10 protein-coding genes and 2 pseudogenes are annotated in these 15,354 nt (G+C 67.3%); 5 read left to right on the top strand and 7 right to left on the bottom strand.

Going from position 1 to position 15,354, the window contains the following annotated elements; translation table 11 throughout:
* Positions 1 to 55: 55 nt before the first annotated feature.
* Genes C8J26_RS15000 through C8J26_RS14990 form a run of 3 tightly spaced genes read left to right on the top strand, consistent with a single transcriptional unit; the run spans position 56 to position 5,699 of the window.
* On the top strand, positions 56 to 1,330 hold the full coding sequence (locus C8J26_RS15000; RefSeq protein WP_107959074.1) for a TolC family protein: 1,275 nt from the start codon (positions 56 to 58) through the stop codon (positions 1,328 to 1,330).
* The gene (locus C8J26_RS14995) at positions 1,327 to 2,484 is read left to right on the top strand and encodes an efflux RND transporter periplasmic adaptor subunit (RefSeq protein WP_107959073.1); all 1,158 of its coding nucleotides are present in this window, start codon (positions 1,327 to 1,329) and stop codon (positions 2,482 to 2,484) included. The genes C8J26_RS15000 and C8J26_RS14995 overlap by 4 nt, the downstream gene beginning before the upstream one ends.
* Positions 2,481 to 5,699, top strand: coding sequence for an efflux RND transporter permease subunit (locus tag C8J26_RS14990; RefSeq protein ID WP_107959072.1), 3,219 nt, complete (start codon positions 2,481 to 2,483; stop codon positions 5,697 to 5,699). The genes C8J26_RS14995 and C8J26_RS14990 overlap by 4 nt, the downstream gene beginning before the upstream one ends.
* Here C8J26_RS14990 and C8J26_RS14985 read toward each other — a convergent pair.
* The 5 genes and pseudogenes from C8J26_RS14985 to C8J26_RS21090 all read right to left on the bottom strand — a co-directional run.
* Positions 5,696 to 6,805 (bottom strand): endonuclease/exonuclease/phosphatase family protein, encoded by a 1,110-nt coding sequence (locus C8J26_RS14985; RefSeq protein ID WP_107959071.1) that lies wholly within the window; start codon positions 6,803 to 6,805, stop codon positions 5,696 to 5,698. The genes C8J26_RS14990 and C8J26_RS14985 overlap by 4 nt on opposite strands.
* A 60-nt stretch (positions 6,806 to 6,865) precedes the next feature.
* The gene (locus C8J26_RS14980; RefSeq protein ID WP_107959070.1) at positions 6,866 to 7,774 is read right to left on the bottom strand and encodes a flagellin; all 909 of its coding nucleotides are present in this window, start codon (positions 7,772 to 7,774) and stop codon (positions 6,866 to 6,868) included.
* A 10-nt stretch (positions 7,775 to 7,784) separates the two neighbouring features.
* On the bottom strand, positions 7,785 to 9,866 hold the full coding sequence (locus tag C8J26_RS14975; protein WP_244185336.1) for a FlgK family flagellar hook-associated protein: 2,082 nt from the start codon (positions 9,864 to 9,866) through the stop codon (positions 7,785 to 7,787).
* Positions 9,867 to 9,969: 103 nt separating this feature from the next.
* Positions 9,970 to 10,059 (bottom strand): annotated as a pseudogene (locus C8J26_RS14970) (flagellar basal body rod C-terminal domain-containing protein); the annotation flags it as partial.
* Between the two features lie 427 nt (positions 10,060 to 10,486).
* A pseudogene (locus C8J26_RS21090) lies at positions 10,487 to 11,092 on the bottom strand (HAD family hydrolase); the annotation flags it as partial.
* A 136-nt stretch (positions 11,093 to 11,228) separates the two neighbouring features.
* On the opposite strand from C8J26_RS21090, the gene C8J26_RS14960 reads away from it, so the two are divergent.
* Both C8J26_RS14960 and C8J26_RS14955 read left to right on the top strand, forming a co-directional pair.
* Positions 11,229 to 11,588, top strand: a complete 360-nt coding sequence (locus C8J26_RS14960) for a flagellar biosynthesis regulator FlaF (protein WP_107959199.1) — start codon at positions 11,229 to 11,231, stop codon at positions 11,586 to 11,588.
* Positions 11,589 to 11,991: 403 nt separating this feature from the next.
* Positions 11,992 to 12,312, top strand: coding sequence for a hypothetical protein (locus C8J26_RS14955; protein ID WP_208631406.1), 321 nt, complete (start codon positions 11,992 to 11,994; stop codon positions 12,310 to 12,312).
* Here C8J26_RS14955 and C8J26_RS14950 read toward each other — a convergent pair whose 3' ends face one another.
* Positions 12,313 to 12,933, bottom strand: a complete 621-nt coding sequence (locus tag C8J26_RS14950; RefSeq protein ID WP_107959067.1) for a response regulator transcription factor — start codon at positions 12,931 to 12,933, stop codon at positions 12,313 to 12,315.
* A gap of 18 nt (positions 12,934 to 12,951) precedes the next feature.
* Entirely contained in the window at positions 12,952 to 14,877 is a 1,926-nt protein-coding gene (locus C8J26_RS14945; RefSeq protein WP_208631405.1) for a PAS domain-containing sensor histidine kinase, read from the bottom strand.
* Between the last annotated feature and the right edge of the window lie 477 nt (positions 14,878 to 15,354).

The following is a 15,354-nucleotide window of genomic DNA, read 5'->3' as shown; positions in this document are numbered from 1 at the left end:
CTCACGCGTGCCGATGCGGCGCGCGATCATGGTTCACTCGTGCAGGATTACAGAAATGAACGGCAATATTGGCCGGTGGCGCCTGCGTGCGCGTGCCGGTGCGTTGGCGGCGCTAAGCGTCGTGGGCGTTACGGGGGCAGGGATCGCAGCGGCGGATCCGGCGCCCTCCTTCGCCGCGCTGTTGCGGCAGACCGAAGCGTCGCCGCGCGTCGCGATCCTCGATGCGGGCGTGGCGCAGGCCGAGGGGCTGGCAGACCAGGCGCGCGCACGGCCCAACCCGACGATCAGCGTCTATGGCGAGAATTTCGGGGGCTCGTCGCCTTATGGCGGGTTCGGACGGACCGAAACGACGCTGCAATATAACCACCCGTTCGAACTGGGCGGCAAGCGTGCCTCACGGATCGAAGCCGGCCGCGCGGGGATCGCCGTGGCGCGCGCCCGCGGTGCCGAGGGACGCGTCGCCTATGCATACGAGTTGGCGCGCGCCTATGCCGGGGCGGAGATCGCCGATCGCCGGATCGCGCTCGCCCAGGACGAGGTCGAGGAGGCCACTGCCGACCTGAAGGTCGCGCGCGCGCTGGTCGGTGCGGGCAAGGAGGCGCGGCTGCGCGAGCTTCAGGCCGAGACCGAGCTGAATACGCTGCAATCCGCGCTGGAGGCGGCGAGAGCAGGGCGCACCGTCGCGTTTGCGGAGCTGTCTGCGCTCGCGGGTGTCGAGACACCCTATACGAGCCTCTCGGAATCGCTGCTCGATCGGCTGGCGGCACGACCTGCGACCGGCCCGATCGATCCGCTTGCTAGCGTGGTGGTGCGCGCGGCGCAGGCCGAACGCGATGCAGTCGAACGGCGGATCGTCGTCGAGCGCAAGCGGGCAATCCCGGACATAACCGCGCAGGTCGGCGTCCGGCGGCTCGAGGCGGACAATGCGACCGCGCTGATCGCGGGCGTTTCGTTGCCGCTCGCCATCTTCGATCGCAACCGCGGCAACATCGCCGCCGCCGAAGCCGAATTGCGCGGGGCCGAGGCGCGCGCGGCGGTCGTCAGGCTGGAAGCGCGCGCGGCGGCCAGTTCGGCGCAGGCGCTGATCGAGTCCGCCGACCTGCGCGCCGCCGCCGCCGAGCACGGTCTGGCGACCGCGGAGGAGACGTATCGGCTCGCCCGGATCGCCTATGAAGCGGGCAAATCGCCGCTGATCGAACTGCTCGCCGCCCGCCACGGGCTGGGCGTGGCGCGCGGCGTCATCCTCGACGCCGCCGCCGCCCGCCTAGACGCCCGCGCCGGCTTTGCCCGCCTGTCGGGCCGCACCATCACCGGAGACATGCTCCCATGACCAAGAACCGTTTATATGCCGGCACCGCCGTCGCGCTGATCGCCGCCGCTGGGCTCGGGTTCGGCATCGCGCGCCTAACTGCGCCGAGCGCTGCGCCCGTCGTTACCGCCCCGACTGAAGCCGCACCGGCGCCCGATGACGCCGTGCCGCTCTCCGCTGAGGCCATCCGCATCTCGGAGATCGGTGTCGCGCCTGCGGCGTCGGGCGCACTCGATGCCGCAATCCCCGCCTCAGCCACTGTCGCGGCGACGCCCGATGCCGAGGCGGTGCTCACCGCGCGCGCGGGGGGCACGATCACTCGGATCCTCAAGCGGATCGGCGATCCGGTCCGCGCGGGCGAGACGATCGCGCTGGTCGAAAGCCGCGAAGCCTCGTCGATCGCCGCCGATCGCAGCGCCGCCGCGGCGCGCGTGACGCTCGCCGGGCGTCAGCTGGCGCGCGAACGGTCGTTGCTCGCACAAGGCGTCAGCCCGCGCGCCGACTATGAGTCCGCGCAGGCCAATCTGGCGGTCGCACAGGCGGATTCGCAGCGGGCGAGCGCGGCGGCGGGGGCGGCCCGCATCACCGCCGATGGCCGGTCGGTCGCGGTGGTCAGCGCGATCGGGGGCCGGATCACCGCCGCACCCGCGAGCCTCGGCCAATATGTCGCGGCCGAGACCGAGCTGTTCCGCGTCGCCGATCCGCGCCGTCTGCAGATCACCGCCAACGTCCCCCCCGCCGATGCGAGCCGCGTGCGCGCGGGCGACCGGGCGGAACTCACCACCAATGACGGGCGGATGATCGCCGGGCGGGTCCGCTCGGACACCGGCGTGGTCGATCCGGTAACGCGGTCCGCCACCGTCGTCATCGTCCCCAGCGCGGGCGGATCGACGCTGGTGCCCGGACAGCTCGTCCAGGCGCGAATCTTCGCGAGCGGCGGCGCGGTCCGCGGTGGCGTGATGGTGCCGCAGGATGCGGTGCAGACGATCGGCAACCGGACGGTGGTGTTCGTCAGGACCCCGACCGGCTTCAAGGCGCGGACGGTGCAGGTCGGCGCGCGCAGCGGCGGCCTCGTCGCGATCGTCTCCGGGCTCGCGGCGGGCACGCCGATCGCGACCGCCAACGCATTCCTGCTGAAAGCCGAACTCGGCAAGAACGCGGGGGGCGAGGAATGATCGCGCGCATCCTCAGCCTGTCGGTACGCGGGCGATGGCTCGTCGCGTTCCTGACGCTGCTCGTCATCGCGTTCGGTGGGTGGCAGATCACCAAATTGCCGATCGACGCGGTGCCCGACGTCACCAACCGGCAGGTCCAGATCAGCACGTTCGCGCCCACATTGGGTCCGGTCGACATCGAAAAGCAGGTCACGTTTCCGGTCGAAACCGCGCTGGCGGGGATACCCGGGCTCGAGATGACACGCTCGATCAGCCGCAACGGCTTCAGCCAGATCACCGCGGTCTTCACCGACGCGACCGACATCTATTTCGCGCGCGCGCAGGTGACCGAGCGGCTCACGCAGGCGCGCGACAGCCTGCCCGCGAACATCCAGCCGCGGCTCAGCCCGCTCGCCACCGGGCTCGGCGAGATCTTCATGTATTCGGTCGCGTTCAACCATCCCGACGGCAAGGGAGACGAACACCGCGCGGGCAAACCCGGCTGGCAGCCCGATGGCGCCTATCTGACGCCCGAGGGCGAGCGACTGACCACCAAGCTCGAAAAGGCGGCGTATCTGCGCACCGTGCAGGACTGGATCATCCGGCCGCAGATGCGCGGCGTGGGCGGTGTCGCCGGCGTCGATTCGAACGGCGGCTATGTGAAGCAATATGTCGTCGAGCCGAACCTCAACGCGCTGTCGACCTATGGCCTGTCGGTCACCGCCCTCGCCGACGCGCTCGAACGCGCGAACCTGTCGGCGGGGTCGAACTATGTGCGCCGCGCGGGCGAGAGCTTCCTGGTGCGTGCCGATGCGCGGCTGAAGTCGGTCGCGGATATCGAGGATGCGGTGGTCGCGACGCGCGGCGGCAATCCGGTGCGCGTGCGCGACGTCGGGCAGGTCGTGATCGGCGGCGCGGTGCGCACGGGCTCTGGCAGCCTGATGGGCTCCGAAGCGGTCATCTCGACGATCCTGATGCTGACCGGCGAGAACAGCCGCGTCGTCGCGACGCGCGTCGCGGACAAGCTGGTCGCGATCAACCGCGTCCTGCCGCCCGACGTCACCGCGCAGCCGGTCTATAACCGATCGAAGCTGGTCAACGCGACGATCGCGACGGTCGAGAAGAACCTGATCGAGGGCGCGCTGCTCGTCATCGTCATCCTGTTCCTGCTGCTCGGCAACGTCCGTGCGGCGCTGATCACCGCGGCGGTCATCCCGATCACGATGCTGATGACCGCGGCGGGGATGAACGGCCTCGGCGTGTCGGGCAACCTGATGAGTCTGGGCGCGCTCGATTTCGGGCTGATCGTCGATGGCGCGGTGATCATCGTCGAGAACGCGCTGCGCCGTCTCGCCGAACGGCAGGAGCATGAGGGGCGGCTGCTCACCCGGTCCGAACGGATGGCCGAGACGACGCTTGCCGCGCAGGAGATGGTGAAGCCCACCGTCTACGGCCAGGCGATCATCTTCCTCGTGTTCGTGCCGCTGCTCACCTTCCAGGGCGTCGAGGGCAAGACGTTCGCGCCGATGGCGATCACGCTGATGGTCGCGCTGGCGTCGGCGTTCGTGCTGTCGCTGACGTTCGTGCCGGCGATGATCGCGCTGCTGGTGACGGGCAAGGTCAGCGAAACCGAGGTCAAACCGATCCGCTGGTTCAAGGCGCGCTATGCGCCGCTGCTCGAAAAGGCGGTCGCGCGGCCGTTGCCGTTCGTGCTGGGCGGCGTCGGCGTATTTGCCGCGGCGGTGCTGCTGTTCGGGATGCTCGGCGAGGAGTTCATGCCGCAGCTCGACGAGAAGGACATCACCGTCACCAACTTCCGCGTGCCGTCCGCCTCGATCGACCAGTCGACGCAGATGCAGCTCAGGATCGAGGATGCGCTGAAATCGCTGCCGGAGGTGGCGCTCGTCTTCTCGAAGAACGGCAATGCCGATCTCGGCACCGATCCAATGCCGCCCAACGCGTCCGACACCTATGTCATCCCCAAGCCCGAAAGCCAGTGGCCCGAAGGCGTGACGAGCAAGGCCGACATCCTCGCGCGGATCGAAGCGAAGATGAAGCCGCTGATCGGCAACCGGACCGAGATGCAGATGCCGATCCAGATGCGCTTCAACGAACTGATCGCGGGTGTCCGCTCGGACGTCGCGATCAAGCTGTATGGCGACGATCTGGAGGCGATGACCGAGCAGGGCGCGAAGATCGCCGCGGCGCTGCGGACGATTCCGGGCGCGGCGGACGTACAGGCCGAGCAGACCGACGGCGCGCCGACGTTCGACATCCAGGTCGATCGCCAGGCGGTCGGGCGGTACGGCCTGTCGGTCGAGGAGGTCGCGAACACCGTCGCGGCGGCGCTCGGCGGCCGCGAGGCGGGGGTATTGTTCGAGGGCGACCGGCGCTTCGACGTCGTCGTCCGCCTGCCCGATGCGCAACGCGACGATATCGAGACGCTGGGATCGATCCCGGTGATGCTGCCCGCGCTCGACGGGCAGTCCGCGCGGTCGATCCCGCTGCGTGAGGTCGCGCGGTTCCGTTATACCGAGGGGCTGAACCAGATCAGCCGCGAGAACGGGAAGCGGATGGTCGTCATCCAGGCGAACGTGCGCGGCCGCGATCTCGGCGGGTTCGTGACCGAGGCGCAAGCGCGGATCGCCGAAATCGCGCTCCCGCCCGGCATGTACACGCAGTGGGGCGGCACGTTCGAGAGCCTGCAATCGGCGCGGCTCAGGCTGGCGATCGTCGTGCCGATCTGCTTCGCGCTGATCTATGCGTTGCTCTACATGGCGCTCGGCGGCTTCGTGCCCGCGGCGATCGTGTTCAGCGCAGTGCCGATGGCGCTGGCGGGCGGCGTGTTCGCGCTGGCGCTGCGCGGGATCCCGTTCTCGATCACCGCGGCGGTCGGGTTCATCGCGCTGTCGGGCGTCGCGGTTCTCAACGGGCTGGTGATGATGAGCGCAATCCGCAAGCGCCGCGACGAGGGCGAGGCCGACGATGCGGCGATCGTCGGTGGCGCGATGGAGCGGGTCCGCCCGGTGTTGATGACTGCGCTGGTCGCCAGCCTGGGCTTCGTGCCGATGGCGCTGGCGACCGGCACCGGGGCGGAGGTGCAGCGCCCGCTTGCCACCGTCGTGATCGGCGGGCTGATCACCTCGACGATCCTGACGTTGCTCGTGCTACCCGCGATCACCGCGCTGGCGGCGCGCTTTGCGCGGCGGGGGGAAGGCCATGTTACAAGCGTCTAGGATGGGAGCCGTTTCGCGGTAGCGGGGCGGCCCTGTCCTTGCCGGTTCCAACTCACGCGGTACGTGACCCGAAATGCGTCGTGATCGGACAGTTTCGGGCTGCCGGCGGATCCGTCGAACAGCGCCTCGACACGGATCGGAACGATCTGCACGTCGGCGCCGCTCTCGAACAGCTGGAGGTCCTGCGTATCCATCCACGGTTCGTCGCCGTCCCACGATATCCGCGTATCGCATCGCAGCGGCTGGTCGACGCACCATTCGTGGACGATCTCGAAGGGTTCGGTGACGTTGCGGAACCGCTCGAACCGGATCGCCGAGCGGCGCATGTTGAAATCGCCGCCAAGCACCGTCGGAACGTCTGGACTGCCGACCGCGGTGATGAAATTGCCCAGCTCCTCGACCTGCAGCCGGTGCGCGCGCGCGTGCCGCTGCGGCGACACGCGCGACGCGCGTTGCGAATTGAGGTGCGTGTTGAACAGGTTGATCGTGCCGGGAACGCCGGGGATCGCGATCCGCGCATAGAGCATGCCCTTGTTGCTCAGGCAGTCCAGCCCCGCGCATCGCCGCCGCCCAAACGGCTCGGACTGCATCTCAAGAATCGGAAACGCGCTGACGATCGCCAGCCCCGACCCCGCGATATGCAGCCCCAGTTCGCCCTTCTTCCATTTGTACGGCCCGGGCATCCGGCTGCTGCCGACAAGGTCCTTTCGCTGCGTCCGCGACGGCCCCGATACCATGTTCGGATAGTCCCACCCGGTCACCGCGCGGACCGCGGCCGGGCTGAACATCTCCTGCACCATGATCACGTCGGGCGCTTCGCCGCGCGCCGCCATGCCGCGCAGCACCGCACCGATCCGCTCGAGCGAGGGCCCGCGCCCACGTCGGGCGGGCCAGCCAAGCCCCTCGATATTGAAGGTGAGCACGTCGAACGTCGTGCTGGCCCTGGCCCCGTCGGCAGAGACGATGATCGGTTTGACGGCCTTGACCGGGCCCTGGTTCATCACCGGCGGCGGCAGCGTCGCGCACCCCGCCAACAGGCTCAGCAGGCCGACCAGCGGCCAGACGCTGCTCTGCGCGCGTGAGTGGCGGGTGTTGACTGACAGCATCTCAGGGCTGCGCTGTGCGAAGAACCCGCAAGGAAAGCAAGCGCAGCCACCGTCGGGCGGCTAGCGCAGATAGCTGGACAGGCTGAGCCCGGAGAGTTGCGCGAACACCGAATAGCTCGCCTGCAGCATCGTCTTCTGCTGCGCGAGGTCGATGGCCACCTGGCCCAGATCGGCATCCTCATTGTCCTGGATGATCCCCTGCAACAAGGTGCTGCGATCGCCCGCGCGCACCGACAGCGTTTCGGTCTGCGCCTGTTTGCGGCCGTTCTCGGCGTTGACGGTGCGTAGGCTCTCCAATCCGGTATCGATCTGTCCCGCCGCAGTGGACAGGATGCCGAGCTGCGCGGCGGTCGGCGGGTCGCCGATCGCGCCGGCGCCCGCGAGCGTCTGAAACGCCGCATACAGCCCCGATCCGATATCGCTCGCGGTCACGCCATATTCGACGTCGAGCCCGTCGGCGGCGCGCACCGTCGCCTTCACCCCGTCATTGGCGAAGGCGGCGCTGGCGGGGATGCCGATCGTGTCGGCGAGCGTCTCGGGCACGAACGGCGCGGTGTCGGTCTGCGATCCGCCGAACAGCGATCCGCCCCCGTCGCTCGCGTTGAGCGCCGCGCGGAACTGGCCGAACGCCGCGGTGATGCTGTCGCTTAAACCCGCCGCGCGGCCAGTGCCGACCGCGGTCATCAGCTCCTGCTTAAGCGTACTCGCAGCGCTATCGATAGTGGCCATATGCGCATCGTTGAGCGACAGCGTGGTGGCGACGCGCGTCGCGACCGCGACATAGGCGTCCTGCTGCGCCATCAGCGAATGCGTCGACAGCGTCCGGACCGCCTCGGTGCCGAGCGAGGCATAGTCGGGCGCCTTCTTGCCCGTCGCCAGCTGCTGCTGCGTGGTGGCGAGCAGCTGTTGCGCGCGCTGGATCGCAACCGACATGCTGCGCTGGAGCGGAATGGTGGCGACGCGGGACATGAGCGTTCCTTCAGCGGATCATCGAAATGAGGGTGTCGTACATCTGGCTGGCGGTGCTGATGACGCGCGCGGCCGCGGAATAGCTGTTCTGGAGCACGACCATCTGCGCCAGCTCCTCGTCGATGTTGACGCCGGAGAAGCTGTCGCGCCGGTTGACGGCATCGTCGCGCCGCGCGGTCGCATCGTCGAGCGAGGATTTCGCCTGCGCCGCGGCGGATCCGGCGTTGCCGAGCAGATGCGCGGCGAACGCAGCGGTCGAGGTGACTCCGTTCTTGCCCAGATCGACCTGGCCCGCCAGCCGGTCGGCGTAGAGCGTTGCGCCGCGGACGTCGCCCGTCCCCAGCGCCTTTGCCCCGACCGCGATACCCGTCTGGAGCTGCGCGAGCCCCAGCTTGCCCGCATTTGCGAGAATGTCGGGGCGCACGCCTGCGCTCGCGACTCCGCTCGACGCGCCGGTCAGCTGGACGATGCTCGAGAACGACCGCCCCGAGCCGAACCGGTCGGTGGTATCCGACGGCACCGACAGCACCGCGCCGCCGACATTGGGCTTCGGCGAGAACTGGATGCGCCCCTTGGGGTCCATCGCAAAGCTGCCGAAGCCGGCGATCGGGCTCGCGTTCAGCTCAGTGACGAGATCGCCGAAGGTCGGCCCGACAGACCCGGTCATCGTGTAGCTGCTCATCGCCCGGCCCGACGCATCGCGCAGCACGATTTGCGCGGACTGCCCGCTGGCGAAGCCGTGCGGATCGGCGGCCATGAACCCAGATGGCACCAGCGGGCTGCCGGTGCTGCGGATCAGGTCGTTCATGCCGAAATATTGCGACAGGCCGACGCCCGCCCGGTCGCTCGGCGCGGTCGGGTCCTGCGCGATGACCACGCCGTTGCCCGCACCCGTCGCGGTGATCGACAGGATGCCGCCGGTAAAGGACGCGGTCGCGGCGCCCCCCAGCCCGGTGTTGATCGCGGCGACCGCCGCGTTGACCGTGGTCGTCGGCCCCAGCGCGGAAAAGTCGATCGTCGTCGACGCGACCAGCGCGCCCTTGCCCGAGGTGACGGCAAAGACGGCCGAGCCCGTGAACCCCAGCCGATCGCTGCCGACCAGCCCCGATTGCCGGCCGAGCAGCTGCGCCGGGGCGGGCACCGTCGTGGCGGCGTTCGACGCGGCATTGAGCGTCTGCGACAGCCCAGTGAAGAGCACGCCGAGCTTCTCGGTGAAATCGGGCAGTGCGCGGTCGCGCAGGTCGAGCAGCCCGCCGAGCTTGCCCCCGACCGCCGCCGAGTCGAGCACGTCGCCCGTCGCCGCACCGACCGTCGCGCCACCATCGGCAAAGCGCAGCGCGATCACCGGAAAGTTGGTCTGCGGCCCGAAACTGGACGAGGCGGGCATCACCAATTGGCGCAACCGGTTGTCGAGCAGCGGGATGCCCGATGCGGTGTCGATCGACACGCGGCCATCGGGCTGGTCGCGGACGATCACCTTCACCAGCCCGCTCAGTTCCTCGATCGCCGACATGCGCTGGTCGACAACGCCGGCCGAACTGCGGCCATTCCCGTCGAGCCGCGCGGCGCTGCCGTTGAGGTCGTTGATCCGCACCAGCAAACTGTTGATCCGATCGACCGACTGGCCGACTTCGGACTGGACGTCGGATTTCAGCCCGGCAACGTCGGTGCCGAGCTGGTTGATCGAGGTGATCGCGTCCTGCACGTCGGCGGTGAACCCTGCGGCGGTCTGCGCGGAGGTCTGCGTGCCCGTCATTGCGACTGCGGACGAGGCGATCGCGTCGAGTCGCGCGGGCAGGCCGTATTCCGCCCCCGGCGCGCCGATCAGCGACTGGAGGCGATCGAGATAGGCGGCAGTGACGGTGGCCGATCCGATGTCGCCCGCGCGCCGATACACGGTTGCCTCGAGAAAGCTGTCCGCGATCCGCGCGGGTTCACCGACCGTCACGCCGTTGACCAGCCCGGCCGCCACGCCGGTCGCCTGGCTGACGGTTTGGCGCGCGTAACCGGGGGTGCCGACATTGGCGATATTGTTGGATACCGACCGCAGGCCGGCCTGCGACGCGGCAAGCCCCGAAATTGCGGCCGACATGATCTCGTTCAACGACACGCGCGCGTTTCCCCACCGGTTTTGCCCCGCGTGCGAGGCAGGGCCGGGTGGGCTGGCGCGCCCACCCGATCGTCACACGATCCGATCACCGCTTCAGCGCGTTCATTTCCTGCAGCATCTCGTCGACCGTGGTGACGATCTTCGACGAGGCGCTGTAGGCGCGCTGGAAGCGGATCCCCCTCGAGATAGCGCGTCACGTCGGCCTCGCTCGCAAGCGTCGCCGCGGTCGCGGTGAAGCGGCTGATCTCGATCGCGTGCGCGTCCGCATCCGGCGCCACCGCGTCCTGGACGAGTTTCGGCAGATGGCCGTCGCGCATCAGGAACAGGACATGCACCCGGTGCCCTGACGACGCGCGCAGCATCGCCGCCTCCTGCGCGATCCAGTCCGCAAAGCCGCGGAGCACGGGCCCGATCGTGGTATAGCCGAGGCGCTCCGCCGGATCGTCGATCCCCGGCTCCGCGATCGCGATCGACGCGCGGTGTGGCTGCGCATTGGGCCCGCCCGCGTGGATCATCGCGCTCGTCGCCGCTTCGAGCCGCAGGCGTTGCTCGGTGCTCGCGCAGAATTGCTTCAGATGCAGCGCGCGCACGCCCGCCTTCTGCCCCGCGATCAGATCCGCGGCGCGGTTGTCGCCGATATGCAGGACCGTTTCGCGCCGCAGCTGCAACTCCGCCACGACCTTGCCGATCAGACCCTCACCCTTCGAAACGCCATATTCCGACGAGCAGAAGATCCGGTCGATCAGCGCTCGGACGTCGTCGCCCGCCGCGGTGGCGATCAGCGCGCCGAGCTGCTGCTTGTCGAGATAGGTGTCGCTGACGATGATCACCATCAGCCCGCGCGCGCGCGCCGCCTGCATCAGCGCGATCACCGGCGCGAAGCCGAAACAGTGGTGCGCCTCGGTCGCCAGTTCGTGCGCGACCATCGCCGCCCGCGCCTCGGCAGTCGCGTTCGGCGCGAGTTCGGCATAGATCTCGGCGATGCCTACCTCGTTGCGCCGCCGTCGAAGCGCTGCGGTGCCCCGCGCGCGCTGTTCGGCCCAGACGCGCTGTTGTGGATTGGGCGCGCCAAGCGCGCCGAATACGTCCTGCGGCGCATGCGTATCGCGCCAGAGTAGCGTATCGAAACAGTCGAGCGACAGGACGCGCAGGTCGGGCCGCGCGTCGAGCGCGGTTGCAAGATCGCAGGCGAGGATCGTGTCGGTCATGAGGGCTGGTCCTCGGCTTGGGAAAGTCGATGAGAAAATGCGCTCTTTCATTATAGGAGGACCGGCGCAGTGCGCGTGCGGGCGCACATCCTCGGCCGAACCGTCTAGAATGCGGTATCAGCCCGGAGGAATGGTCATGTCGCTCAACGCCTATCAACGCGCCCGCAGCATCGTCGAAACGCCCCGGCAGGCCGAGCGTCGTCTGATGTGCGAGATCACCCGCGAGATGGTCCAGGCGCGCGATGCCGGCCGGATCGGCGGCGCGCTGATCGAACCGCTGCACCGCAATCGCGAATTGTGGAGCACCTTCTCATCCGCCTGCGGCAGCAGCGGCAACGCGCTGCCTCCCGCGATGCGCGCAAGCATTGTGTCGCTCGCCTTGTGGGTCGATCAGTTCACCAGCCACGTCGTCGTCGGCCAGGAATCGATCGACGACCTGATCGCGGTCAACCGCGATATCATCGACGGGTTGTCGGGCACCGGCCTGCCGGGCTGACTGATCGGCGCAGGCTCTTTACCCGCCCCGGCACGAACGATGGCCTGCCGATCCTATCCGCTACAGGACTTTGACGCATGGATCGGGGGCACCGCTGATCAGCTGTCGCGATGCGATGATTACGTAGTTCGCACCATGGTGATTCACCCGCGCTATAGTAAAAATAGGTAAAGGCGTAGCACGTCTTGTCAGGTCTCTATGTGGTTGCTGCAAATGCGTGATATTCGCAGCGGGACTGTGCAAGACTGGGTCGGAATAGGTAGTTATACTTAATTTTGCGGTATAACTATACTCACAATGGTGTGTATAAGGCTGCGATGTTCCAGGATGCGAACCCCAGATCCGTGAAAGGGTGTTGAACGCGATGCGGCGGCCGCTGATCCTGGCGATCGTGGATCCTGGTTTGCGATCCATTCTTGCGGCATATCTCACCATGGCCGGCGAAACGCCGATCTCAACCGCCGATCATCTCGATCCGACGCTCGACGCGACGCTGCGCGACCGGGCGATCCTGGTCATCGAAGAGCCGTTGATCGCGTCGGCACCGCGCGACTGGACGGAGACGTTGCGTGATCAGTGCTGGACAGGGTTCGTGATCATCATCGCGCACACGCTACACGAGTCTGTCCCCGAAAATGAGGGTGTCGCGCTGGTCGACCGCCATAGTGCCCCGGCTGCGATCCCGCCGATCATCCAGCGATGGCGAAGCCAGCCGGCGCTCTGATCATTCGATCGGAACGAGTCCTGCCGCAAACGCGATGCGCAACGCCTCGGACAGGCTGCGCACGCCGAGCTTCGTCATCAGCTTGGCACGATGAATCTCCACCGTCCGCGGGCTGATGTCGAGATCATAGGCGATCAGCTTGTTGGCGCGTCCCTCGATCAGGCCGAGCAGCACGTCCTGCTCGCGCTGCGTCAGGCTATCGACGCTCTTGCGCGCGCGTTCGGCGACCGAGGCCTTTTGCTGATCCTGCTCGATGATCTTGAACGCGCCCTCGACCGCCTGCAACAGCAGGCCCGGATCGCAGGGCTTTTCGAGGAAATCCAGCGCGCCCAGTTTCCACGCCCGCACCGCTACCGAGATCGCGCCCTGTCCGGTCAGGATGATGGCGCCGAACCGGCTTGGCAGATCGGCTATCGCCTCCAGCACGTCGAGCCCGTTCATCCCCGGCATGTTGTAGTCGAGCAGGATGCAGCCGGGCTCCAGTTCGTCGATCTGCGCCATGAAGTCCTCGCCCGATCGAAACGTGAAGACCATCAGGCTGGGTTGTGTCGCCAGCAGGCTCTGTAATCCGGCGCGGACTGACTGGTCGTCGTCGACGATGTAGATGCTGCGGGTTGCCATCGGACTCTCCTGTGGGCGCTAGACGTCGATATGGGGCAGGGTGAAGCGAAAGATCGCGCCACCCTCCGGTCGGTTGGCGGCGGTCAGTGTGCCGCCATGCGCCTCGATGATGCGGCGCGAGATCGACAGCCCAAGGCCCATGCCGGTGCCGTGTTTGGTCGTGAGGAACGGCATGCCGAGCTGTTCGATCATCGTCGCGTCGATACCCGGCCCGGTATCGGCGACGCTGAACGCCACCGTCTCGGAGTCGATCAACTTGGTGGTGATCGTGATCATGCGATTTTCAGGAGGGCATTTGCTCAGCTCGTCCATCGCGTTGCGGAGCAGGTTGACGAACACCTGCTGGATCTGGACCCGGTCGGCGAGCACGTTGACCGCGGCCGGGTCGATATCGAAGACGAGCTGGATGTCGTACCGTCCGCCGTCGAGGAACGTCACTGCGACCGCGTCGTCGAGGATCTCGGCGATCGGCTCGTTACGTGCCTCCGCGTCGTCGTTGCTGGTGAACGTGCGCATGCGGCGGATGATCTCGCCGGTGCGCAGCGCTTGCTGGGACGCCATCCGGATCAGCGCCAGTCCGCGTTCGCGTTGCGTGTCGTCGTCGGGCAGATGCTCGATCGCGCCGAGGAAATAGACCATCGCGGCCAGTGGCTGGTTCAGCTCGTGCGCAAGCCCCGCCGCCATCTCGCCCATTGCGCTCAAGCGCGACACGTGTAGCAATTCGCCACGTATCGCCGCCAGCCGTTCCGCGTCCGCCAGCCGCCCGGAAATATCTTTCCAGAAGCCTGTAAAGATACGGTTCTGCCCGACCTGCATGTCGCCCAGCCGCAGCTCGATCGGGATCGTCGTGCCGTCGGATCGGCGTGCATAAAGTGGGCGGGCGCCGTCCGAGACGTCGTGAAGCCCGGTCTCCAGATACCGCGCGACGTGCGACGCCATCGAGTTGCGGCCCGGCCCCGTCGCCAGGATCTCGACATTGCACCCGATCACCTGATCGGCGTCGTGGCCGAAGATCCGCTCGGCAGACGCGCTGAACGCCTTGATGGTGCCCTGTTCGTCGAACACGACCAGCGCGGACGGCACTGTCTGCAGGATCGACCGCAGCAGCTCGTGCTGCTCCAACAGCTCGGACTCGCGCTCGCTGCGGATCGCTTTGGTCGCTTCGGCCAGCGCGACATGCTCAGCCGACACCATCGCCATCGACCACAGCATCAGCGCCGAGAATATAGCGATATTGCACCCGGCGATGACGATGTCGGCGATGAGCTGCGGAAGCACCTCGCCGAAGCTTATGAAGATGTCGAACAGCGCGATCAGCGCGGGGGCAAGTATGACGATCGGGAAGATACGACGGAACATCCTGCCGGGGGTCGCGCCGAGCGCGAGGATGTCCGACCAGCCGAACCGCCCGCGCCACACCAGCAGCGCGATCCCGATCGGGATGGCCTGCGCGACCGGCAGCAGCGCCGGCAGCATGGCTTGTGCTGCCGCATCCGCCGCCTCTACGCGCGTGATAACGGCGATGCCCGAGATGATCGAGACGCCCATCGCTACGCTGGTCAGGCCGATGACCGCCCATGTCGTGCTGCGGCCCTGGCGGTTGGCGATCGCGGCGGCGGCGGTGAGCATGGCCAGCGTCGCGACGGTGATCATGCTTACCGGCTCGACTTCGCTGATCAACGCGGCGGCGCGCGGACGGTCCCACACCTCGCCAAGGACCGACTGGACTCCGAACCCCATGTCGAGCGCCTGGCGGAGCATCGCGAGCGTCAGAATGACCAGCGGAACCGCAAATAACAGGCGTCGGCGCTTCGTCCATCGGCGCCCCCCGCCGATCACCGCGCCGGCAAGCGCCATATAGGCAAGCATCGCGAGCGGATTGGCAGCATGGCCCGCGCCGGAAAACCCTCCGGGCAGCGCATATCCCGCCGACCAGGCAAGCAATCCCGCGCCGCCCAGGGCAATCGCAAGAAGCGTGTAGGGTTCCGTCCGCGCGATACCTAACTGAGGCGCACCGGTAGCGTGTTTGGAATGTCGCCCCATCGTATCCGCGAACTCACCCAAAACGGTTTTAAATGAACCTGACCAGCAGATACTGTATAGTAGACGGTCTATCCTAAATCTTCATCACCGATATAATTTGGATCTATCGCTTATCGAGATTTTAGACGGTTACTGTGTTTGATGAATAGGATTATTAAGTAACCGTAAAATCTATCACGATGGTTTTGTATAATATGGGAAAACCTGATTGCTGCGGTAAAGGCGTGTTCAGCACCCGAATCGCACGGCATGAGCCACTAGTCTGGCCGCGGTCGTGATGGACACGCTCCGGTACCGTTTTCGACTCTCTCCACACTATTTTGGCGACCTACGCGCCGGTACCGCTCCCGCCGTCTATAATGTCTTGAGTGCTTGATG

Origin of the sequence: Sphingomonas aurantiaca, from assembly GCF_003050705.1 — a bacterium.
Taxonomy (GTDB): domain Bacteria; phylum Pseudomonadota; class Alphaproteobacteria; order Sphingomonadales; family Sphingomonadaceae; genus Sphingomonas; species Sphingomonas aurantiaca.
The sequence above is the reverse complement of the archived record's forward strand: the minus strand, read 5'-3'. Positions and strand labels throughout refer to the sequence as shown.